This window comes from Actinomycetospora sp. ABD4_176, assembly GCF_056311855.1.
Window position 1 is genome coordinate 5,430,602 of the sequence record NZ_CM149974.1, and the last position, 21,102, is coordinate 5,451,703.

The 21,102-nt window shown below is 75.6% G+C and carries 20 protein-coding genes; 9 read left to right on the top strand and 11 right to left on the bottom strand.

The window, feature by feature from the left end; genetic code table 11:
• The first annotated feature begins 86 nt into the window (after positions 1-86).
• The 3 genes from ACYX4T_RS26295 (at position 87) to ACYX4T_RS26305 (ending at position 5,448) form a co-directional block, all read left to right on the top strand.
• Positions 87-2,834 carry a cutinase family protein gene (locus tag ACYX4T_RS26295; protein WP_476012147.1) on the top strand — a complete coding sequence of 916 codons (2,748 nt, stop codon included), beginning with the start codon at positions 87-89 and terminating at the stop codon, positions 2,832-2,834.
• A 90-nt stretch (positions 2,835-2,924) separates the two neighbouring features.
• The gene (locus ACYX4T_RS26300; protein ID WP_476012148.1) at positions 2,925-4,586 is read left to right on the top strand and encodes an acetolactate synthase large subunit; all 1,662 of its coding nucleotides are present in this window, start codon (positions 2,925-2,927) and stop codon (positions 4,584-4,586) included.
• Between the two features lie 109 nt (positions 4,587-4,695).
• The gene (locus ACYX4T_RS26305; protein ID WP_476012149.1) at positions 4,696-5,448 is read left to right on the top strand and encodes an ANTAR domain-containing protein; all 753 of its coding nucleotides are present in this window, start codon (positions 4,696-4,698) and stop codon (positions 5,446-5,448) included.
• Here the strand turns inward: ACYX4T_RS26305 and ACYX4T_RS26310 are convergent.
• Both ACYX4T_RS26310 and ACYX4T_RS26315 read right to left on the bottom strand, forming a co-directional pair.
• Positions 5,445-6,707: a cytochrome P450 gene (locus ACYX4T_RS26310; RefSeq protein WP_476012150.1), complete on the bottom strand. Its 1,263-nt coding sequence runs from the start codon at positions 6,705-6,707 to the stop codon at positions 5,445-5,447. The genes ACYX4T_RS26305 and ACYX4T_RS26310 overlap by 4 nt on opposite strands.
• Positions 6,704-7,297 (bottom strand): PadR family transcriptional regulator, encoded by a 594-nt coding sequence (locus tag ACYX4T_RS26315; RefSeq protein WP_476012151.1) that lies wholly within the window; start codon positions 7,295-7,297, stop codon positions 6,704-6,706. The genes ACYX4T_RS26310 and ACYX4T_RS26315 overlap by 4 nt, the downstream gene beginning before the upstream one ends.
• A gap of 134 nt (positions 7,298-7,431) precedes the next feature.
• Between ACYX4T_RS26315 and budC the strand changes: the two genes are divergently transcribed.
• Positions 7,432-8,205, top strand: coding sequence for a meso-2,3-butanediol dehydrogenase (budC, locus tag ACYX4T_RS26320; RefSeq protein WP_476012152.1), 774 nt, complete (start codon positions 7,432-7,434; stop codon positions 8,203-8,205).
• Positions 8,206-8,275: 70 nt separating this feature from the next.
• On the opposite strand, the gene ACYX4T_RS26325 is transcribed toward budC, so the two are convergent.
• The 5 genes from ACYX4T_RS26325 to ACYX4T_RS26345 form a co-directional block, all read right to left on the bottom strand.
• Positions 8,276-8,686: a hypothetical protein gene (locus ACYX4T_RS26325; RefSeq protein ID WP_476012153.1), complete on the bottom strand. Its 411-nt coding sequence runs from the start codon at positions 8,684-8,686 to the stop codon at positions 8,276-8,278.
• Between the two features lie 117 nt (positions 8,687-8,803).
• Entirely contained in the window at positions 8,804-9,247 is a 444-nt protein-coding gene (locus ACYX4T_RS26330; protein WP_476012154.1) for a universal stress protein, read from the bottom strand.
• Positions 9,248-9,283: 36 nt separating this feature from the next.
• Positions 9,284-9,592 carry a Dabb family protein gene (locus ACYX4T_RS26335; protein ID WP_476012155.1) on the bottom strand — a complete coding sequence of 103 codons (309 nt, stop codon included), beginning with the start codon at positions 9,590-9,592 and terminating at the stop codon, positions 9,284-9,286.
• Positions 9,589-11,166, bottom strand: a complete 1,578-nt coding sequence (locus ACYX4T_RS26340; protein ID WP_476012156.1) for an IucA/IucC family protein — start codon at positions 11,164-11,166, stop codon at positions 9,589-9,591. Before ACYX4T_RS26340 ends, ACYX4T_RS26335 begins: the two co-directional genes overlap by 4 nt.
• 47 nt (positions 11,167-11,213) lie before the next feature.
• On the bottom strand, positions 11,214-12,272 hold the full coding sequence (locus tag ACYX4T_RS26345; RefSeq protein WP_476012157.1) for a patatin-like phospholipase family protein: 1,059 nt from the start codon (positions 12,270-12,272) through the stop codon (positions 11,214-11,216).
• 66 nt (positions 12,273-12,338) lie between these two features.
• On the opposite strand from ACYX4T_RS26345, the gene ACYX4T_RS26350 reads away from it, so the two are divergent.
• Positions 12,339-12,755 (top strand): PPOX class F420-dependent oxidoreductase, encoded by a 417-nt coding sequence (locus ACYX4T_RS26350; RefSeq protein WP_476012158.1) that lies wholly within the window; start codon positions 12,339-12,341, stop codon positions 12,753-12,755.
• Between the two features lie 33 nt (positions 12,756-12,788).
• Here the strand turns inward: ACYX4T_RS26350 and ACYX4T_RS26355 are convergent, their stop codons facing one another.
• A complete protein-coding gene (locus tag ACYX4T_RS26355; protein ID WP_476012159.1) occupies positions 12,789-13,169 on the bottom strand; it encodes a MerR family transcriptional regulator in 381 nt (126 codons plus the stop codon).
• A 118-nt stretch (positions 13,170-13,287) separates the two neighbouring features.
• Entirely contained in the window at positions 13,288-13,749 is a 462-nt protein-coding gene (locus tag ACYX4T_RS26360) for an Hsp20/alpha crystallin family protein (RefSeq protein WP_476012160.1), read from the bottom strand.
• Between the two features lie 162 nt (positions 13,750-13,911).
• On the opposite strand from ACYX4T_RS26360, the gene dinB reads away from it, so the two are divergent.
• Positions 13,912-15,114, top strand: coding sequence for a DNA polymerase IV (gene dinB / locus ACYX4T_RS26365; RefSeq protein ID WP_476012161.1), 1,203 nt, complete (start codon positions 13,912-13,914; stop codon positions 15,112-15,114).
• Position 15,115: 1 nt separating this feature from the next.
• Here dinB and zwf read toward each other — a convergent pair whose 3' ends face one another.
• Positions 15,116-16,612, bottom strand: a complete 1,497-nt coding sequence (zwf, locus tag ACYX4T_RS26370) for a glucose-6-phosphate dehydrogenase (protein ID WP_476012162.1) — start codon at positions 16,610-16,612, stop codon at positions 15,116-15,118.
• A 155-nt stretch (positions 16,613-16,767) separates the two neighbouring features.
• Between zwf and ACYX4T_RS26375 the strand changes: the two genes are divergently transcribed.
• From ACYX4T_RS26375 to ACYX4T_RS26385, 3 genes are all read left to right on the top strand, one after another.
• Positions 16,768-17,064, top strand: coding sequence for a hypothetical protein (locus tag ACYX4T_RS26375; protein WP_476012163.1), 297 nt, complete (start codon positions 16,768-16,770; stop codon positions 17,062-17,064).
• Positions 17,065-17,249: 185 nt separating this feature from the next.
• Positions 17,250-18,221, top strand: coding sequence for an endonuclease/exonuclease/phosphatase family protein (locus tag ACYX4T_RS26380; protein WP_476012164.1), 972 nt, complete (start codon positions 17,250-17,252; stop codon positions 18,219-18,221).
• A 111-nt stretch (positions 18,222-18,332) separates the two neighbouring features.
• Positions 18,333-19,253, top strand: a complete 921-nt coding sequence (locus ACYX4T_RS26385; RefSeq protein WP_476012165.1) for an endonuclease domain-containing protein — start codon at positions 18,333-18,335, stop codon at positions 19,251-19,253.
• Positions 19,254-19,352: 99 nt separating this feature from the next.
• On the opposite strand, the gene ACYX4T_RS26390 is transcribed toward ACYX4T_RS26385, so the two are convergent.
• Complete coding sequence (locus ACYX4T_RS26390) at positions 19,353-21,068, bottom strand: alpha-keto acid decarboxylase family protein (protein WP_476012166.1); 1,716 nt, start codon at positions 21,066-21,068, stop codon at positions 19,353-19,355.
• Positions 21,069-21,102 lie beyond the last annotated feature (34 nt).

The following is a 21,102-nucleotide window of genomic DNA, read 5'->3' on the forward strand; positions in this document are numbered from 1 at the left end:
CGGTCCCGCCCCGCCCCGGTCACGGCCGGGCACCCCGGTGAGAGGGCGAGATGCGGCGGTCGGTGCGGGGCGGTCTCGTCGGACACGTGCCCGCCGGCGTCGTCGCCGCCGCGGCGGTGCTCGTCGTGACGCTGTTCTCCGGCGGGACGGGCGTGGTGACGCTCGCAGCGCCCGGCGCGCCCGCCGAGTGCCGGGATGTGACGCTCTTCGCGGTCAACGGCAGCGGCGCGGCCGGGGGCGAGACGCTCGCGGCGCTCACCGACCCGCTGGTGGGGCAGGTGGGCAACCGCCTGGCCGTGGTCGCGGTGCCCGGACCTGAGGTGGGGGAGTCGTACGCGGCGAGCGAGCAGCAGGCGGTCACGGCGCTCGCCGACCAGGTCGCCGCGCAGCTCGCCGCGTGTCCGGACAGCAGGGTGATGCTCTTCGGCTACTCGCAGGGAGCCCAGGTCGCCGGCGACGTCGCCGCGCGGATCGGGAGCGGGCAGGAGGCGCGCGTGCCGGCCGACCGGGTCGTGGCCGTCGGGCTCTTCGGCGACCCCGCCCGTGACCCGGCCGCCCGCACCGTCCCCGACGGCGTCGACGGGCGGGGCGTGCTGCCCGCGCGGGCGGGCGGGTTCGGGGCGCTGGCGTCGCGCACCATCCAGGTCTGCGCGCCCGACGACCCGGTGTGCTCGACCCCGCCGGGCACCGCCGCGCCCCCGCTCGAGCAGGCGGTCACCGCGCCCGCCCACGCCGGGTACGCGCGCCTCGACGTCGCGCCCGGGACGCCGGCCACGCGGTGGGCGTCCGACTCCCTGGGCCGGCTGGTCACCTCGCTGCCGGCGCCGGCCGGGTCCGGCGCGCCCGCGTCCACGGGCGCGGCGCCGGCGGGCACGCCGGGGTCGGGGGACCCGGCGGGTACGACCACCGCCACCGGCCTGCCCGGTGCCGGCACCGCGGCGCCGGGGACGACGACCCCGGGTCCGCCGGCGCCGGGCGGCGACGGGTACGAGCCCGCTCCGGGCGGCGGCGGGTACGAGACCAGCCCGCCCGACGGCGGCGGGACGGCCGGTGCCCCCGGCGCCGGTGACGACGCGGGCGGCCTCCCGGGCGGCACGGCCCCGGTCCCGCCGACCACGGCCCCCGGGACGGCCGGGCCGGCGACGCCCGTGCCGGCGACGACCGTGCCGGACGGGTCCGGGCAGCCCGGGTCGGGGTCCGGGTCGTCGCAGCCGCCGGCGGGCGGCGACCTCTACCCCGACACCGGCGACGGCGGTGCCGCCCCGACCGGCGCGGCGCCGCGCACCGGCACCGGCTCGGGTGCCGGTTCGGGCTCGGGGACCGGTTCGGGCTCGGGTGGCGCGTCGACCCTGCCGCCCGGCGCGGCCGACGACAACGCCGCGTCCCAGCCGCGGCCCACGACCCCGCCCGACGAGGGCGGCGCGGCCGGACGCGGCGGCACGGGCGGCACGGGCACGGGCGGCACGGGCACGGGCGGCACCGGGGCGGGCGGGTCCGGCGGCACGGGTGCCGGTTCGGGCGCGGCGGAGGACGGCACCGGCTCCCTGCCGCGCTCGACCACGCCGCCCGACGAGGGCGGGGCGGCCGGCCGCGGCGGGACGGGCGGCACCGGGAGCGACGGCGGCACCGGGAGCGGGACCGGCGGCGGGAGCGCTGCGGCCGAGGACGGCACGAACTCGCAGCCGCGGTCGACCACGCCGCCGGGCGAGGGCTCGCCGACCGGTCGCGGCGGTAGCGGTGGCAGCGACGGCGGCGGCGGTTCGGGTGGTGACGCCGGCACGTCGTCGCCGGGCACGACGACCCGGCCGCCGTCCGACGGGGCCGGAGGCTCCGGCAGCGCGGCGGAGGACAGCGGCAGCGGCACGGACGGCGGCGGCACGGACGGCGGCGGCAGCGGCAGTGCCAACGCCGAGGCCGACGCCGCCGGCAGCGGGTCCGGCAGCACCGGCACCGGCTCGGCCGGCGGGGACACCGGCGCGCTGTGGGCCCTGACGTCAGGGCTCGCGGGGTTCCGCGACTCCAACGGCGGCAACGTCGAGGGCGGGGGGCTGGACCCGGAGGAGGTCGAGAGCCCCAACGTGCCGGGCCGGGAGGTCGTGAAGCTCGAGGTGCCCGACGGTGCGAAGCGCTCCGAGGTGCGTCCGGAGGAGGCGCAGGACATCCGGGCCGGCCAGCACCTGTTCTTCGGCTACAGCGCCTTCCTCCCGCCCGGCTTCCCCGTCGACACGTCGGACTGGCAGGTCGTGTGGCAGCTGCACGACGGCGGCACCAACACCTCGCCGCCGGTGGCGCTGGAGATCGTCGACGGGCGGCTGTGGCTGGCCAACGTCGGCGACCGCGTCCGCGATCTCGGCCCGGTGCAGGCCGGCCGCAACCTCGCGGTGCAGATGGACATCGAGTTCGAGGTGGGCGGGGGGTCGGTGTCGGTCCACCGCGACGGGCAGCAGGTCCTCCAGGACTTCCGCCCGCCGCGCGGCACGATGATCGACTCGTTCGACTACCTGAAGACCGGCATCTACCGCGACTCCGACGGCGACGCCCGGCCCGCGACGGTGTTCCTCAACGACCTCAAGATCGGCGAGACCCTCGCGTCGGTGTCGGACCTCGCCGGGGCCGAGCAGGGCGGCGCCGCCGACGACACCGGCGCCGGGGGCGACGCGGGCGCCGGTGACGCCGGCACCCTGGGTGACGGCGCCTCGGGAGGCGGGGGCACCGACGCGTCGAACACCGGCGCGGGCACGGGCACGAGCACGAGCACGGGCTCGAGCACCGGCACGAGCTCCCGCGACCGCTCGTCGCGCGGGATCGGCGTGGTCCGGCCGGGGTCCGGGTAGGGCCGGGCGCCGTCCGGGGTGTGCCGAGCGCGCGCCCTGGGCATCAGTCCGTGGTCCGACGCGCGCCGATCCCCGGGAGTGGACCGACACATGAGGGCCAGCGACCTGTTCCTGCGTTGTCTCGAGGCGGAGGGCGTCGAGTACGTCTTCGGTGTCCCCGGCGAGGAGAACGCCGATCTCCTCATGTCGATGCGCGAGTCGTCGGTACGCTTCGTCGCCACGCACCACGAGGCGGGCGCGGCGTTCATGGCCGACGTGTACGGGCGGCTGACCGGCCGTCCCGGCGTGTGCCTGTCGACGCTCGGGCCGGGCGCCTCGAACCTGGTCACCGGCGTCGCGAACGCCAACATGGACAACTCCCCGGTCGTCGCGATCACCGGGCAGGGCGCGACGACGCGCCTGCACAAGGAGTCGCACCAGGCGATGAACGTGGTCAACATGTTCTCGCCGATCACCAAGTGGACGACGTCCCTGCGCGACGAGACCACGATCCCCGAGGTCCTGCGCAAGGCGTTCAAGCTGGCCGTCGCCGAGAAGCCGGGGGCGACGCACGTCGAGCTGCCCGAGGACATCGCCAAGCACGAGGTCGAGGCGGCGCCGATCGTGCCGCCGGAGAAGGTCCGCCGACCGGTCCCGGACGAGAAGTCCATCGAGGCCGCGCTCGACCTCATCGCCCGCGCCGAGCGCCCCGTCCTGCTCGTCGGGCAGGGCTGCGTGCGCACGCGGGTCAGTCGCCAGCTGCAGCGTTTCGTCGAGAGCACCGGCATCTACGCCGGCATGACGTTCATGGGCAAGGGCGCGCTGTCCGACCGCCACGAGCGCAGCCTCTACGCGGTCGGGCTCGGGTCGCGCGACTACGTCACCGAGGTCTTCGAGGCCGCCGACCTCGTCATCGCCGTCGGCTACGACATGGTCGAGTGGCCGCCGGCGCGCTGGAACATCGGTCGCACCAAGCGCCTGCTGCACATCGACTTCGACCCCGCCGAGGTGGACGACGCCTACCGGCCGACGGTCGAGATCGTCGGTGACGTCGCCGCGACGCTCTGGGCCATCAACGAGGGCCTCACCGACGAGCACCACTACGAGGACATCCACCTGCACCACCGGGTGCGGGAGTCGCTCACCGAGGAGATCACCGAGGCGGGTGCGGGCGCCGAGGCCGAGACCGGCGACTTCCCGATGAAGCCCCAGCGCATCCTCGCCGAGCTGCGCGCCGAGATGGACGACGAGGACATCCTCATCAGCGACGTCGGCGCCCACAAGATGTGGGTCGCGCGGCACTACCCGACCTACGCGCCGAACTCCTGCATCATCTCCAACGGCTTCTGCTCGATGGGGATCGCGGTGCCCGGCGGCGTCTCGGCGGCGCTGGTCGAGCCCGACAAGCGGGTCGTGGCGCTCTCCGGCGACGGCGGCTTCATGATGAACATGGCCGAGCTCGCGACCGCCACGCGGCTCGGCGTCGCCCCGGTCAACGTGGTGTGGGAGGACAACGACTACGGGCTCATCTCCTGGAAGCAGGAGGTGGAGTTCGGGCACCACTTCGGCACCGAGTTCAAGACGCCGGACCTGGTCGCGGTGTCCGAGGGGCTGGGCTGCCACGCGCGGCGGATCGGCTCGGCGGACGAGTTCCGGCCGGCGCTCAAGGAGGCGTTCGACCGGCGCGACAAGCCGTCGGTGATCGTCGTCCCGGTCGACTACAGCGAGAACGTCAAGCTCACCAAGCGGCTGGGGCAGCTCATCGCTCGGTGACCGTGGGGTCACGGGGAGAGACGGACCGACCTGGTCGCCGACCGGCGCGCGGGATCACGGATAATTGCGGGGGTCCGTGTCCCTGCGTCACCGGTGAAGGTGCCCCTCGATGACCCTCGACAGCACGTCGGACTCCGGCCCGATCGACGGGCTCGGCCCCGCGTTCGTGCTCCTCGCCGACGCCCTGTTCTCCGTGCCCCCGGACACGGGTGTCGTCGGGGTGGTCGAGCGGGTGGTGGACGCCGCACGGGCGATCGTGCCCGGTGCCGACGTGGTGTCGGTCGTGCTGCGCAACCCCGACGGTCGCCTCGACACCGTCGCCGCCAGCCACGACGTCGCGTTCAAGGCCGACGCGCTGCAGGACGAGGTGGGTGAGGGCCCCAGCCACACCGCCATGCACAGCAGCGGTGTCGGCGCCTCGATGGACCACCTCACCAGCCCCGACGCTCCGTGGCCGACGTTCGGCCGCCAGGCCGCCGAGGGCCTCGGGCTCGGCGCCGTGCTGTCGACGGGCATGTTCCCGGGCGGCGAGCCGCCGCGGTTCGGCGCGCTGAACTTCTACTCATGGACCAGCGACGGCCTCGACGCCGCCGACCGCGACCACGCCCTCGTGCTCGCCGCCCACGCCGCGACGGCGATCGCCGCGGTGCAGGCCCGGACGGCCTCGGAGCTGCGGGAGGCGCAGCTGCGCGAGGCCCTCCAGAGCCGCGACGTCATCGGCCAGGCGAAGGGCGTGCTCATGGAGCGCCGCGGCCTGACCGCCGACCAGGCGTTCGACCTGCTCCGGCGCACCTCGCAGGACCTCAACGTCAAGCTCCGCGAGGTCGCCGAGACCCTGGTGACCCGCCGCCAGGAGCTCTAACCGCGCAGGCGCACCGGCAGCTCGTCGAGGCCGCCGGTGAGGCGCTCGGTGTGCAGCGTCAGCGACGACGGGTCGACGGCGAGGCGCAGCTCGGGCAGGCGGGTGAACAGCGTCGTGAGCCCGACGCGCAGCTCGGTCCGGGCGAGGCTCGCGCCGATGCAGAAGTGCGGCCCGTGGCCGAACGACAGGTGCGGGTTCGGCGACCGGTCGGGGTCGAACGCCCCGGCGGTGTCGAAGGCGTCCTCGTCGCGGTTGGCCGCGCTGGTGACGATGACGACGCCGTCCCCGCGCGCGATCGTGACCTGCTCGTCCCCCTCGCCGACCGTCACGTCCTCGTGGGCGTAGCGCAGCAGCCCCATCCCGCCCGGCTCGGCGAGGCGCAGGACCTCCTCGACGATGGCGTCGACCGAGCCGGTCGGGTCGGCGACGAGCCGGTCGCGCACCGCCGGGTTGACCAGCAGCAGGACCACGCCGAGCGAGAGCCGGTTGACCGTCGTCTCGTGCCCGGCGAACAGCAGCCCGGCGGTCAGCTCGGCGACGCGGGTGTCGGTGAGGCGCGGGTCGTGCGCCTGCGCGGCGACGAGGTCGGAGATGACGTCCTCGCCGGGCTCGGCGCGCTTGGCCTCGGCGAGCCCGGCGGTGTAGCGCTCGAACTCGGCGCGCGCGACCGCCGGGTCGTCGCCGGTCAGCGTGGCCATCCGCTCCGAGAGGCCCTTGAAGTAGGCGCGGTCGGAGACCGGGACGCCGAGCAGCTCGCAGATGACGAAGATCGGCAGCGGCACCGAGAAGCGGGCGTGCAGGTCGACGACGTCGTCGCCGGCGGACCCCGTCGCGAGCATGTCGTCGACGAGCCCGTCGGCGAGCTCCGCGACCCGGTCGTGCAGCCGGCGCATCCGCTTCGCCGAGAACGCGGGCGTCAGGAGGCGCCGCATGCTCGTGTGGTCGTCGTCCTCGTGCTCGTGGTCGCCGGAGGGTCCGGCCATCACCCCGGCGTCCGAGACGCGGGCGGCCTGCTCGGGCTGCGGGTGGGAGCGCCCGAGGCGGCGATCGGCGAAGAGGGCCTTGGCCTCCTCGTAGCGGGACACGAGCCACACGGCGTCGCCCGTAGGCGTGCGCACCCGCGTGATGGGGCCCGCCGCACGGAGGCGCTCGTAGAGCGGGGAGATCGTCAGCGCGTCCTCGCGCGGGAACGGCAGCTGCGGCAGGTCCGGGGCGTCGTCGTGCGCGGTCGAGGTGGTGATCGTGGTCCCGCTGGTCATGAAGGCCTCTCCTCGTGCTGACGGGTGGTGGTGGTCGGGTCGTCGGCGCGGAGCGCGAGCCGGTCGAGCCAGCCCTGCTCCTCGCGGATGCGGCGCAGGACCTCGTCGAGGACGAGCGCGGCCCAGGGGTCGTCGGTGGCGGGGTCGTCGGTGGCGGGGTCGTCGGTGGCGGGGTCGGCCGACGTGGGGGCCGCCGCCTCGGCCAGCCCGGCGAGCCGTGCCCGGCGCTCGGCGAGCACCCGGCCCCGCGCGTCGAGGACACCGCGGCGCTCGGCGGGGGTCAGGCGGCCGAACCCCGCGAGGCGGGCGAGGAACTCGGCCTCGTCGCCCGCGAGCTCGTCGGGCAGGTCGGCGAGCTGGTCGTGCAGCAGCTCCCGCCCGACGTCGGTGAGCGTGTAGACGTGCCGCGGCGGGCGGCCCTCCTGCGGCTCGAGCGTGCGCGTGACCGCCCCGGCCTCCCCGAAGCGCTTCAGCGCCGGGTAGAGCGAGTTGTTGTGCAGCTTGATGCCGGTCGCCGCCTCGATGCGCCGGCGCAGCTCGTAGCCGTGCGCCGGCCGCCGCGCCAGCTGGCCCAGGAGTAGCACGTCCACCCACACATAGGTCAGCGTGACCTAGGTACGGCTGACCCGCCACTCGACGGAGCGTGCTCGACACCACGGGTGAGGCCGACAAGCACGGGTAACCGCGGCCGGTCAGGCCGTCAACCGTTCGTCGAGGAGGACCCGTGGCCGAGGGTAGGTTCAGCGGCTCCGTCGTGATCGTCACGGGAGGCGGCTCGGGCATCGGCGCCGCCACCGCCCACCGCTTCGGCGCCGAGGGCGCGACGGTGGTCATCACCGGGCGCACGCAGGAGAAGCTCGACAAGGTCGCCGCCGACGCTCCGGAGGGCTCGGTGATCGTCCCGCGCGTCGCCGACACGTCCGACGAGCAGGCGGTGACGTCGCTGGTCGACGACGTCGTCGCTGAGCACGGGCGCCTGGACACGCTGGTCAACAACGCCGCGGTCGCCGAGCCCGGCACCGTCGCCGACCTCGACGGCGACGCCTGGCGCCGCGTCATGGCCACCGACGTCGACGGCGTCTTCTACGCCTCGAAGGCGGCGCTGGGCCACCTGCGCGCCAGCGGCGGCAGCATCGTCAACGTCGGCTCGGTCTCGGGCCTCGGCGGCGACTGGGGGATGGCGGCGTACAACGCCGCCAAGGGCGCGGTCACCAACCTGACCAACGCGATGGCGCTCGACCACGCGAGCGAGGGCGTCCGCGTCAACGCCGTGCACCCGAGCCTGACCGCCACCGACATGTCGGCGGGCATCCGCTCCGACGACGACACGATGGCCGCGTTCCGCCGGCGGATCCCGATGGGGCGCCCCGCCGAGCCCGCCGAGGTCGCCGACGTCATCGCGTTCCTGGCGAGCCACGACGCCCGCTTCGTCAACGGCGCCCACATCCCCGTCGACGGCGGGCTGGGCGCCTCCAACGGTCAGCCGAACATGGGCTGACGACTGATCAACGCGGGGTTCGCGCGCCAAGAAGCAGCGAACAGGCCGTTCGCTGCGATGTCCCGCGAGCTCAGGCGTCGAGGAGCGTGCGCCACACCCGACCGGCGCCACGTCCCTCCAGCACCGTGTGCACGGTGACGGGCGCGGCCCGGTCGGTGCCGGCGTGCGCGCGCGAGCCGGCGTCGAGCAGGCGCGAGGCCGGGAACGCCGCGCCCTTGGGGCGGCTGAGCGTCACCCGGTGGCGCCGCCCGCCGACCGTCACCCGCAGCCCGCCCGAGCCCTGATACCACGGGAACGCGAGGCGCTCGACCGCGCCGAGCGGGGCGTCGAACACCACCCCCTCCGCGGTCACCAGCCGCAGCCGCCCCGCGTACAGGCTCAGCACCCCGGGCTCGTTGGTGAGCCCGCGCAGCAGCCAGGCCGGCGTCGCGTACGACGGCGCGAGATGGGTGGGGCTGGCGGGTGTCAGCGGTGTGGCCACAGCGACCTCGACGAGGACAGGGACGGGTGACCCGCCTCACTGTAGGTGCCGTGCGTGATCGTTCGCTGGTGCGGACGGGTGATTCGTTGGGCCGATCCGTCGCTCCACCCCGCCCCGTCACGGCACGACGGTGACCGGCCACTTCCCCGCACGCACGAGCCGGCCGGCCAGCGAGCCGACGATCCGGTGACCCGCGCTGGTCGAGGCGCCGACGACGACGGCGTCCACCCTCCGCTCGTCGGCGAGGCGCACGATCTCCGCGTACGGGTCGCCCTGCACGCGGACCAGCTCGCCGGTGAGCGCGAGGTCCTCGAGATAGCGCCTGGCCTCGCCCTGCACCTCGGCGGCGAGCTGCTCGGCGGTGTCGGACAGCACCGCCAGCGCGCCGGGCGCCATCGCCGCCAGCGAGGACGTCGTCGCCACCGTCACCACGAGCAGGTGGGCGTGCTGGCGACGCGCGAGGCCCGCCGCGTAGGCGCCGGCGCGCAGCGACGTGATCGACCCGTCGACCCCGACCAGGATGGTGCCGGGGCCGTCGGTCCCGAGCTCGAAGCCCGTCATGGCCCGATCATGCCCCCGATCGGGCGGGGCCGACCGTCACCCGGCGAACTGCACCGACGTGCGCTGCCCCACGTGCGGCGCGATGTCCTCGAGGATGATCCGCCGGTGCTCGGGGTCGTCGCGGTAGGCGAGGTAGGAGTCCATGTCGTCGAACACCGCGACCACCGCGAAGTCCGCGTTGACCTCGGCGAGGCCCGCGTCGCGCCCGCAGGTCCACGACCGCAGCCCCGCCAGGTCGGCGTCGGCGATCCACCGGCGCAGGGTCTCGGCGATGCCGTCTGCGATCGAGGGGTCCTCGGCGGCCTGCCCGGCCCAGCTGAAGGTGACGACGTGGGTGAAGCTCATGCGGGCATCCTCCACCCCGCGGCGGCGATCGGGTTGGGCACCTCGACGTAGATCGGGTCCTCCCCGCGCCCAGCCGCCCAGCTGCGCAGGTGGGCCTTGGCGGGCAGGGTCGGGCTGCGGCGCAGCTCGTCGGCCCAGGGCCGGGCGGCGGGGTCGCGGACCGCGCCGAGCACGTCGGCCACCGTCGCCCACAACGGCTCCTCGCCGACGGTGTGCCGCCCGAGCACGGCGACGAGCAGGGCGAGGTGGTTGGTCACGGCGTGGTAGCGCAGCCGCTGCCAGGCCTCCTCGCGGGTGTAGACCAGCGGCGAGCCGGGGGGCAGCCCGGACGGGAGGCGGTCACGGCGCAGGTGCGCGCCCTCCAGATCGCGGACCAGGCACGCCGCCGGCCACCCGCCGTCGTCGGTGACGACCAGCGTGTTCTGCGGGTGCGCCTCGAACCCCAGGCCCGCGGAGCCGAAGACGTGCAGCATCGGCACGAGCGAGACCGCGAGCCAGCGTCGCAGCCAGGCGTGGGCGTCGCCGGCGGCGCGCACGTCGGCGAGCAGCGGCGGGTCCTCGCCCGCCGGCCCGTCCTCGAGCACCGCCGCGAGCACCCGCGGGCCGCCCGGCGGGAACGGCGCGCGGGCGATGACGGTGAGGTCGGCGGCGAGCCGCTCGCCGCCGACCGCCGGGTCGAGGGTGGCGAAGCCGAGGTCGGTGACGACGCCGAACCCGGGCGGCAGGGCCGGGAGCTGCGCGATCACGCGCGCGGCGTCGAGCGCCCGCCGGGCGTGCTCGGGCGGGGTGGTGCGCACGAAGTGGGTCAGGCGCGCCCGCAGCGGCAGCTTCCACGACGCCCCGGTCACCGTGTCGACGACCGTGCGCACCGACGACGTCGGCCACACGAGGTCCCCGAGCGGCCCGAGCCACCGCGCGGCGCCCTCGGCCTCGAGCAGCGCGAGCGTGGGGTCACGGGCGAGGACGCGCGCCTGGTACGGGTGCACCGGCAGCGCGGTCCAACCGGCCGGTACGTGCGGGGCGACGGCGGCCGGCGGCGTCAACGGCGCCCCGTCGGCGAGGACGACGTCGTCGCGCAGGGCGAGGTGGTGCAGGACGAACGACGCGCCGAGCTCGGGCGCCCAGGCGGCGAGGTCGTCGTCGCCGAGGCCCTCGGCGCTCTTCGGGGTGGGGTGGAACGGGTGGCCGTGGCGCACCGCCTGCTCGGCGTCGCGGGTGCGGTCGCCGGTCGGCACGGCGGGCGCGTCCAGGTAGCGGGCCGTGCGCGCGACGCTGTCGGCGACGATCGCGGCGAGGTGGTCGACCGGCTCGCCCTCCCCGACGGTCTCGAGCACCGCGGCGACGACCTCGTCGTGCGTCGCGGGCCTCCCGTCGAGGGTGACCGCGTCGCCGAGGCGGTGGTGCCCGGTCGGGGACCGGTGCACCAGCGTCACCCCGAGCGTGCCGGCGGGGAGCGTCAGGCGCAGGGCGTCACCGTCGCGCGTGACCGGCGGGTCCAGCTCGCGCAGCAGCGAGGTGACGAGACGCTCGCGCGCCGCGCGCTCGGCGCGGGCACGCGCCCCGGCGGTGCTCACGCCGCCGAGTCTGCCCGCCGGCCCTCACGCGCGACGCCCGCGGGGCGTCACCGCACCCCGGCGGCCGAGCCCGCCATCGCCTCGTGGGCGTCGCGGCGGAAGCGGCGCTTGTAGGCCCGCCAGTCGAAGCGGTCCAGGAACTCCTCGGCGGCCACGTACCCGGCGTCGTAGAGCGCGCGGGCCCGTCTCGGGGTGATCCCGAAGTCGAGCAGGCCGACCGCTCCGGCGTCGACGTGGATGGTGCGGGCCGCGACCCACGGCTGGTTGAGCACGGCCTGGTCGCGCCCGAGGATCATGGTGGTGATCAGCTGCTCGAGCAGGCGCAGCGGTGCCGGCTGCGGGATGTCGAACCACCGCGAGTGGAACAGCGCGACGTTGTCGCCGATCCCCGGCTTGGGTGCCGTGGTGATCGTGACGCCGAACGTCGGGAACGCCGGCTCGCGCCCGTCGGTGCGGTCCAGCGAGTCGATGGGGAAGTTCGAGAGCAGCCCGCCGTCGACGAGCGTCGACGTCACCCCGGTGCGGGCGTTGGTCAACGTCGTCGGCTTGAACAGGAACGGGATGGCCATCGAGGCGCGCACCGCGTCCGCGACCGGCTGCTCGTCGGGGTCGAGGCCGTAGACCGACCGGTAGTCCCAGGGCAGCCGCACCAGCTGCCCGAGTGTCAGGTCCGAGCAGGTGACCACGAGGCGGTAGCGCTGGGCGGGCGGCAGCGAGGGGTCGTCGATGCGCAGGTCGCCGAAGGTGTGCACGCCCAGCGCGGCGAGCTCCTCGCCGACCCAGGTGTGCAGCCACTCGCCCTGGTAGAGCCCCTGCCCGCCGAGGAACGCGAGCGCCGGGCCCGCCACCGGGAGCCGGCCGATGCCGCGGCGGTCGGCCACCTCGCGGAAGTCCAGACGCGCGGTGATCTCGCCGAGCTGCTCGCCGACGGCGCCCGCGGCGGCCATCGCCCCGACGAGCGCACCCGCGGAGGTGCCCGAGATCCGGTGCGGCGCCCAGCCGCGGTCCGTCATCGCCGCGACCGCGCCCGCGAGCCCGATGCCCTTGACCCCGCCGCCCTCGAGCACGAGGTCCGCCGGGCGGCGTCGCCGGGCTGTGGTGGCCATGTGGCCCATGTTCCCCCCTCGTTCCCTCGCTGCGCGGGCCCACCGCAGTCGTGGTGAGCTGGACGGGTGAGCGCGACCACGGACGTGACCGCCCTCGGTGACGAACCCTTCCTCTCCCTGACCACCCACCGTCGCGACGGCACCCCGGTGCCGACCGCCGTGTGGGTCGCCCGCGACGGCGACTCCCTGGTCGTGATCACGTCGGCGACCAGCGGCAAGGTCATGCGGCTGCGCCGCGACCCCCGCATCGTGCTGCGGCCCTGCGACCGCGCCGGCACCGTCGCGCCGGACGCCCCGACCGCGGAGGGACGCGCCGAGATCGTCGACGACCCCGCCGCCCAGGACGGGCCGCGCCGAGCACTCGCCGCCAAGTACGGCCTGCAGTACCGGCTGATCTCGGTGCTCGGGCTGGTCGGCCGGCTCGGGGCGCTCGTCGGGCGCGGCGGCCCGACGGAGCGGGTCATCCTGCGCCTGCGGGACTGAGTCGAGCAGGGTGAGACCCGGTGCGACCCGGTCCTACTCCGTGCGGAGCTCGTCGAGCGCGTCGTGCGCCCGCGCGAGGTCGGCCCGGGCCTCGTCGCGCTGGGCGCGGGCCTCGTCGCGCTCCGCCCGCGCGGCGGCCAGGTCGCGCTGCGCGTCGGCGAGGTCGCCGCGCAGGGTGAGGATCGACGCCGCCCCGGCGATGGTGTGCCCCTCGTCGGAGAGGGCGCGCACGCGCGCGGCGAAGTCGACCTGCCGGCGCGAGTACCGCCGCTGACCGCCCCCCGAGCGCTGCGGGTGCAGCAGGTCGGCCGCGTCGAGACTGCGCAGGAAGGCGGGCGCGACACCGATGAGGTCGGCGGCCTGGCCGATGGTCAGCGACGGGTAGTCGTGGTCGTCGAGCCGGTCGACGCCCATGGCCCCTCCTCTCCCGCAGCTCGGCGAGGCGTGCGTGAGCACCCGCCGGGGCGCCCGGCGGGTGCTCACGCGTCGGTCTCGGTCTCGGCTGATGGGTGTCGTGGTGTGTCGGTGGGTGTCAGGACGTCGGCGCCTCCTCGCGGTGCTCGTCGGGGGTCCCCTCGATGCTGGTCGTCGTGCGGGCGTGCTCGACCTCGATGCGGCGCGGCTTCGCGCGCTCGGCGATGGGGATCGTCAGCGTCAGCACACCGTCGGTGTACGACGCGTGGAGACGGTCCAGGTCGAGGTCGCGGCCCAGGACGAGCTGGCGGCTGTAGCGCCCGCGGGGCCGCTCGGCGACGAGGTAGTCGCCGTCGCTGCTCGGTGCGGTCCGCGCGGCCGTCACGGTGAGCGCGTTGCCGTCGACCGAGACGTCGATCGACCCCGGGTCGACGCCCGGGAGGTCGAACGAGGCGACGAAGTGGTCGCCGGCCCGGTAGACGTCCATCGGCATGCCGCTCACGGCCTGCTGCTGCCGGGAGGCGCCGGCGAGGCGCTCGAGCGCGCGGAACGGGTCGAAGGGGTCGTAGTTCAGCAGCACGATCGGTCATCTCCTTCCCTCGACGTACTGCGCTGCGGGGGTCCGATGGCCATAGTTATAGCTCTACCTACAGGTTCGTGCAAGAGGTCGATGAAACTTCTGTGGCGCCAGAAGGGGAGGTCCCGTGAGGGCGGGCACGTCGTCGGTGAGCTGTGCGAACGTGTGTTCGTGCCCGGCGAGCCGACGATCCTGCACGCGGATCTCGACGCCTTCTACGCCTCGGTCGAGCAGCGCGACGACCCCGCGCTGCGCGGGCGCCCGGTCATCGTCGGCGGCGGCGTCGTGCTCGCCTGCAGCTACGAGGCCAAGGCGCGCGGGGTGCGCACGGCGATGGGCGGCCGCACGGCGCGCGCGCTGTGCCCGGAGGCCGTCGTCGTCCCGCCGCGCATGGAGGCCTACAGCGGCGCGAGCCGGGCGGTGTTCGCCGTGTTCGACTCGGTGACGCCGTTGGTCGAGCCCCTCTCGATCGACGAGGCGTTCCTCGACGTCTCGGGGCTGCGGCGGATCGCCGGCGCGCCGTCGGAGATCGCGGCGCGGCTGCGGCGCGAGGTCGCCGCCGACGTCGGCCTGCCGATCACGGTGGGCGTGGCGGGCACGAAGTTCCTCGCGAAGGTGGCGAGCCGGGTCGCGAAGCCGGACGGGCTGCTCGTGGTGGAGCCCGGCGGCGAGCTGGAGTTCCTCCACCCGCTGCCGGTCGAGGTGCTGTGGGGCGTCGGCGAGGTGACGTCCCGCAAGCTGCGCGGCCACGGCGTCACCACCGTCGGCGACCTGGCCGCGATCGGCGCCCCGACGCTGGAGTCACTGCTCGGGCGCGCCGCCGGGCGGCACCTCGACGCCCTGGCCCACGGCCGCGACCCGCGCCGGGTGCAGGTCGGGCGACGCCGGCGCTCGGTCGGGGCGCAGCGCGCCCTCGGGCGCGGGCCGGTGTCGCCGGAGCGCACCGACGCCGTGCTCATGGGCCTCGTCGACCGGGTGACCCGCCGCATGCGCCGCGCGGGACGCACCGGGCGCACGGTCACCCTTCGGCTGCGGTTCGACGACTTCACCCGCGCGACGCGCTCGCACACCCTCACCGTGGCGACGGCCGAGCACGACGCGGTCCTCGGCGCCGTGCGGCAGCTCGCCGAGGCCGCCGCGCCGCTGATCGCCGAGCGCGGGCTGACGATGCTCGGTGTCGCCGTCGGCAACCTCGACGACACCGGCGGCGCCCAGCTCGAGCTGCCGTTCGCCGGTGAGGCGCATCCCCTCGCCCTCGACCTCGCGGTCGACGACGTGCGCGAGCGCTACGGCCTCTCGGCGCTCACCCGCGGGACGCTGCTGGGGCGCGACCAGGGGCTCGAGATGCCGATGCTGCCGGACCGGTGAGCTATCTCTTCTCCCGCCACCCGCGCTCGAACGGCAGGCGCCAGGCGTTGGGCGCGATGAGCTGGTGGATGGCGTTCGGCCCCCACGAGCCGATGGGGTAGGGCTTGACCGGCGGCGGGTCGGCGAGCAGGGGGATCGAGCGCTCCCACAGCGACTCGATGCCCTCCGACGTCGTGAACAGCGTGTGGTCGCCGCGCATCGCGTCCAGGATCAGGCGTTCGTAGGCCTCGAGGACGTCGGCCGCCTCGCCGGTCTCCTGCGTCGAGAACTGCATCGACAGCTTCTGCAGCCGCATGCCCGGCCCGGGCCGCTTGCCGTAGAAGGACAGGGAGACGCGCGAGGAGTCCGCGAGGTCGAACGTCAGGTGGTCCGGGCCCTGGGTGCCGACGCCCGAGCCCTGCGGGAACATCGTGCGCGGCGCCTCCTTGAACGCGATCGAGATGATCCGCTGGCCCTCGGCCAGGCGCTTGCCGGTGCGCAGGTAGAACGGCACGCCGGCCCAGCGCCAGTTGTCGAGCCCAACCTTGAGCGCGATGAACGTCTCGGTGTCCGAGTCGTTCGCGACGTCCTGGTGGTCGCGGTAGCCGCCGAACTGCCCGCGCACGACGTGCTCGGGGTGGATCGGCAGCAGCGAGCGGAAGACCTTGTTCTTCTCCTCGCTGATCGACCGGGGCTCGAGCGCCGTCGGCGGCTCCATGGCCACGAACGCCATCACCTGCATGAGGTGGGTGACGACCATGTCCTTGTAGGCGCCCGTCGCCTCGTAGAACGAGGCCCGGGTGTCCAGCCCCAGCTCCTCCGGGATGTCGATCTGAACGTGGTCGATGAAGTTGCGGTTCCAGATCGGCTCGAACAGCCCGTTGGCGAAGCGGAACGCGAGGATGTTCTGCGCCGCCTCCTTGCCCAGGAAGTGGTCGATGCGGAAGACCTGCGACTCGTCGAAGACCTCGTGGACGAAGTCGTTGAGCTTGACCGCGCTCTCGAAGTCGTGCCCGAAGGGCTTCTCCATGATCACCCGTGAGCCGCCGACGAGGTCGGCGTCGCGCAGCATCTCGACGACGGCCTGCGCGGCCTTCGGCGGCACCGACAGGTAGTGCAGCAGCCGCGCGTCGTCGCCGAGCAGCGACTGCGCCTCCTTCACCGCCGACGTCAGGCCCTCCGGCCCGGCGCCCTGGGGCACGTAGGTCAGGCGGGTGGCGAAGTCCTCCCAGTCGTCCTCCGCGAGCCGGTGCATCCCGTAGTTCTGCACGGCGTCGTGCGCGAGGGCCCGGAACTGCTCGGTGTCGAGGTCCTCCATCGCCGTGCCGACGATGCGGATCGCGGGCGCGAGCTCGGACTCGGCGAGGTAGGCGAGGCCCGGCAGCAGCTTGCGTTTCGCGAGGTCGCCGGTGCAGCCGAACAGCACGATGACGTGGGGGAGGGTCGGCTCGAGGTCGCGCCGGAAGGGACGCGAGCCGGGACCGGGGTACGCGATGGACTCGGGCTGGCGGTCGGCCATACGGGGACCGTAGCCCGCACAGGTGACGATCGTGGGTCGCGGCCGGACGTCCAGCCCCCGTTCTCGAGGATGTGCCGGAGGGTCTCCAGGTCACGGGCGACCACGTCCGCGTCGGCGGCGACGTCGTCGTCGCTCATCCCGGCGCGTCGCCGGACGTGGAAGACGACCTCGGCGCCGTCGTCGAGGCGCACGACGCGCAGCGGGTTGTCGACGTCCGTGCCGTCGGGCAGGCGGACCACGTGGTCGAGCACGCCGAGGTCGTCGGGCGGCGCGAAGGTGATCTCGACGTGCCCGAGCGGCGAGTCGGCGGTCCACGTCCCGGGACGGTCGGGCACGGGCTCGACCCGCGCGCTCGCGAGCCCCGCGGCCCAGTCGACGAGGTGGCGCGGGTCGGCGGCGTAGGCGTACACCTCGCGCCAGTCGCGGGCGATCACGGTGCGCACCAGCCGTGACCCGGTCGTCTCGCTCTCCATGGGACGTGATCCTGGCGCGGGTCGGCGTCGGCGTCGTGGATCGGTCGGACACGGCGCACGGCGGACCACGGTCGCGATCCGGGAGGCCGACGATCGAGCGGCACGGAGAACCGAACGGCCCCGGCCCGCGATCATCCTCGCGGAGTCGAGCGAGAGGAGAGACCGTGGCGTCGAGGTCCGTGCAGGGCGCGGCGGGGGCCGGGGCGGCGGCCGCGCTGCTCGTCCCGGAGCTGATCGGCCTGGAGCGGCGCCAGCCGTGGCCGGTGCTGCTCGCCGCGCGGCCCGCGCTGGCGGGCGGAATCGGTGTCGTGGCCGGGGCGCTGGCCGCGGGGTCGTCGCGGGCCCGGACGGCGGCGGTGGGCGCGGTGGTGACCTCGGCCGTGGTGGCCGGCGCCTCGCTGCTGCGCGGCGCGCGGGGAGCCCGGCCGGCGCCGGGACCGGTCCGCCTGCGGGTCCTCGTCGCCAACGTCCGGCAGGGGCGCGCCGACCCGGCCGCGCTCGCCGCGATCCTGCGCGCCGAGCGCCCCGACCTCGTCGTGCTGCCCGAGGCCGGCGAGCGCTTCCGGGCGCGGCTCAAGCCCCACCTCGAGCCCCACCTCGACACCGACCTCGGCGCCGACCTCGACTACCGCGCCGAGACCGCCCCGCCGCCGCGCCCGCACCGCCACGTCCCCGACGACCCCGACGGCCCCTGGACGACGGTGCTCGTCGCCCCGTCCCTCGGCGACGTCGAGGCGGTGCCCGTCGCGACCGGGGGGCTCTACGGCTGGCTGGAAGTGCGGGGCGGCGCACTCGGCGACGTGCGGGTCCTCGCGACGCACCCCGTCGCCCCGGTGCCCGGGCTGGTGCGGACCTGGGCCGACGAGCTCGACCTCCTCGCCGCCTGGCGCGCCCGGGCGGGCGCGCCGACGGTGATCGCCGGCGACCTCAACGCCACCGTCGAGCACCGCGCGCTCGCGGCCCTCGGGGACGTGCGGGCACCCGGAGGTCCGCCGACCTGGCCGTCGCGGTGGCCCCGGCGCCTCGGGTTCCGGATCGACCACGTCCTCGCCGGCGGCGGCATCGCGGTCCGCGACACCCGGGTGCTCGACCTCCCCGGCAGCGACCACCGCGCGGTGCTCGCCGAGCTGGGCTGATCACGGTCTCGGTGACGAACCACCGCAGGGCTGCGGGGTTTCGTCACCGAAGCCGTGATCATGGTCGACGACGGATGGATCCGCGGGGCCCGGTGCTGCGTCGGACACGGTGTGAGCACACCTGCACAGCGCTCCGAGCTCCGCCGTCTCGTCCGCGCCCAGCACGGGGTGCTGAGCCTCGCCCAGGCCCGCGCGGCGGGGCTCAGCGCGGACACCATCCGCCGGCGCCTCGCGTCCCGCGCCTGGCTGCCGGCAGGGACCCGCGTCGTCCTCGTCGCCGAGCACGAGGAGACGCCGGCGTCCCGCACGGTCGCCGCGATGCTGTCGGTCGGCGAGGGCGCGGTGCTCGTGGGCCGCTCGGCGGCCTGGTGGTGGGACCTGCACGGCACACCGCCCGCCTTCGTCGAGGTGGCGGTGGGCCGCGACCGGCAGGTCCGCCCGCGGCGCGGTGTCGAGATCCTCCGCCGCGACGTCGACCCCGTCGACCGGACACGGCACCGCCGTCTGGTGGTCACCCGCCGCGCACCCACCGTGCTCGACGCCGCGGTGCGCCTCGGGCTGCACGAGGGCGCGCAGCTCATGGACCGCGCGCTGGTCCGGCGCCTGGTCGGGCTCGACGCCCTGCGCTCGGCGCACCACCGCGCGGCCGGCCGTCACGGCGCGCCGCTCGCGGGTCGTCTGCTGCGCCTGGCCGGCGACGGGGCGCGCTCGGAGGCCGAGCGGCGGGCGCACCGGCTGATGCGCGGCGCCGGGCTCACCGGCTGGACGGCGAACACGGAGATCGTCCTGCCCGGGTTCGGCCGCGCGCTGGGGGACGTGGTGTTCGAGGAGGCGAGGGTGGTCCTCGAGATCGACGGCTGGGCCTACCACCGGGACCTGCGCGCGTTCCTCCGCGACGGGCCGCGGCAGTCCGCGCTCGCGGCGGAGGGGTGGGTCGTCCTGCGCACGCACTGGCACGAACTGGTGGGTGACCCGGATGCGTTCCTGGGCCGCCTGCGGCGCACCCTGGCCGCGAGATCACGATCCCGGTGACGAACCGCCGCACATCTGCCGGGGTTCGTCACCGAGGTCGTGATCACGCCGGCCGCGCCGGGCTCGGCACCGCCACCGGCCTGCCGCGACGCGGGACGGTCAGCGCGACGGCGCCGGCTCCGACCCCGACGGCGCCGGCCGCGACCCCAGCACGCGGGTCAGCGCGGCGAGCAGGTCGGGGACGTCGTCGCGCGGCACGACGGCCTGGACGAGGGTGACGCCGTCGGGGTGCTCGCTCGCGTGGGCGAACGCCGCGCGCAGCTCGCCCACGGTCGTCGCGCGGGTGGCCGCGAGGTGCTCGCCGTCGCCCATCGCCCGGGCCAGCGCCGGCCAGTCCCAGCGCGCGATGTCGTTGTAGGGCTCGTCGGGGCCGTGGATGGCGCGCTCGACGGTGTAGCCGTCGTTGTCGACGACGACGACCACGGCGGGGATGCGCTCGCGGAGCACGGTCGCGAGCTCGGTGGCGGTCATCTGCGCGGCGCCGTCGCCGATGAGCAGCACCCCGCGGTGCCCCGGGAGCGCGGCGCACGTGCCGAGCAGCGCGGGCATCGTGTAGCCGATCGAGGCCCACAGCGGCTGGCCGACGAAGGTGACGCCGGCGGGCAGGCGGTGCGGGGCCATGCCGTAGAAGCTCGTGCCCTGGTCGGCGAGCACGATGTCGCCGCTGCGCAGCGCCGCGCCGACCTCCCGCCACAGGGTCGTCTGGCTCAGCGCCTCGTCGTCCGGCGCGGGCTCGGCGGCGGGCGTGGGCGCGGCGAGGGGCGCCGACGGGGCCGGGCCGGTGCGGCGCGCGGCGACCTCGGCGACCAGCGGCGCCAGCGCGGCGAGCGCCGTCGGCAGCTCGACCGGCGCGAACGTCGCCGCCCCGACCGTCGCCGAGCGCGGACCGACGTCGATGGTGCGGCTGCGCGTGATGTGCTGGGTGAACATGCCGCTGTCGAGGTCGGTGAACGTCACCCCGGCGACGAGGAGCACCGCGGCGTCCTCGACCGCCGTGCGGGTGGCCGGCGGGCTCGCGGCCCCGGTGTAGGTGCCGGCGAAGCGCGGGGCGCTCTCGTCGACGAGGCTCTTCGCCCACGGCGTCGTCGCGTGCGGCAGGGGACCGGTCCCGAGGAGGTCCGCGAGGATCTCCGCGGCGCCGAGCCGGTGGACGATCAGCCCGGCGAGCACCGCGACGTCGTCGGGGGAGCCGGCGGTCTCCAGCAGCCGGCGCACGGCGTCGACGAAGCCCGCCAGCGCCTCGGGGTCGGTGGTGTCGACCGGCGCGGGCAGGGGCGTGGTGGCCTCGGGGACGGGGGCGGCGGCGACGTCGGCGGGCACGACGAGGTAGCCGGGCAGGCGCTGGTCGCGCACCGCGGCCAGCACCCGGTCGATCTCGGCGACCGCGTTCTCGGGCGTGAGCGAGGCCCGCGCGCACGTGATGTCGGCGTGCATGGCGGTGAAGTGGCCGAACACCCCGTCGCCGAGGGTGTGGTGCACGGGGCGGCGCTGGGCCTGCGCAGTCAGCGCGGGCGCCCCGACGACGTGCACCACCGGGACGTGCTCGGCGTAGGCGCCGGCGATCGCGTTGATGGCGCTGAGCTCGCCGACCCCGAACGTCGTGCACAGCGCCGCGATCCCGCGCAGGCGCCCGTAGCCGTCCGCGGCGTAGCCGGCGTTGAGCTCGTTGGTGCACCCGGTCCAGCGCACCGTCGGATGGTGCGTGACGTGGTCGAGCATGGCGAGGCTGTAGTCCCCGGGGACGCCGAAGACCCGGTCCACCCCCAGCTCGGCCAGCCGGTCGACGAGGTGGTCCGCGACGGTGTATCCGCTCACGGGCGGCAGACTCTCACCGTCGGTGGCACCCGGA

Excerpts from the sequence above, each read along its gene's own strand:
- ACYX4T_RS26300 (WP_476012148.1), top strand. The coding sequence starts at position 2,925 with ATGAGGGCCAGCGACCTGTTCCTGCGTTGTCTCGAGGCGGAGGGCGTC.
- ACYX4T_RS26305 (WP_476012149.1), top strand. The coding sequence starts at position 4,696 with ATGACCCTCGACAGCACGTCGGACTCCGGCCCGATCGACGGGCTCGGC.
- ACYX4T_RS26310 (WP_476012150.1), bottom strand. The coding sequence starts at position 6,707 with ATGACCAGCGGGACCACGATCACCACCTCGACCGCGCACGACGACGCC.
- ACYX4T_RS26330 (WP_476012154.1), bottom strand. The coding sequence starts at position 9,247 with ATGACGGGCTTCGAGCTCGGGACCGACGGCCCCGGCACCATCCTGGTC.
- ACYX4T_RS26335 (WP_476012155.1), bottom strand. The coding sequence starts at position 9,592 with ATGAGCTTCACCCACGTCGTCACCTTCAGCTGGGCCGGGCAGGCCGCC.
- ACYX4T_RS26345 (WP_476012157.1), bottom strand. The coding sequence starts at position 12,272 with ATGGCCACCACAGCCCGGCGACGCCGCCCGGCGGACCTCGTGCTCGAG.
- ACYX4T_RS26355 (WP_476012159.1), bottom strand. The coding sequence starts at position 13,169 with ATGGGCGTCGACCGGCTCGACGACCACGACTACCCGTCGCTGACCATC.
- zwf (WP_476012162.1), bottom strand. The coding sequence starts at position 16,612 with ATGGCCGACCGCCAGCCCGAGTCCATCGCGTACCCCGGTCCCGGCTCG.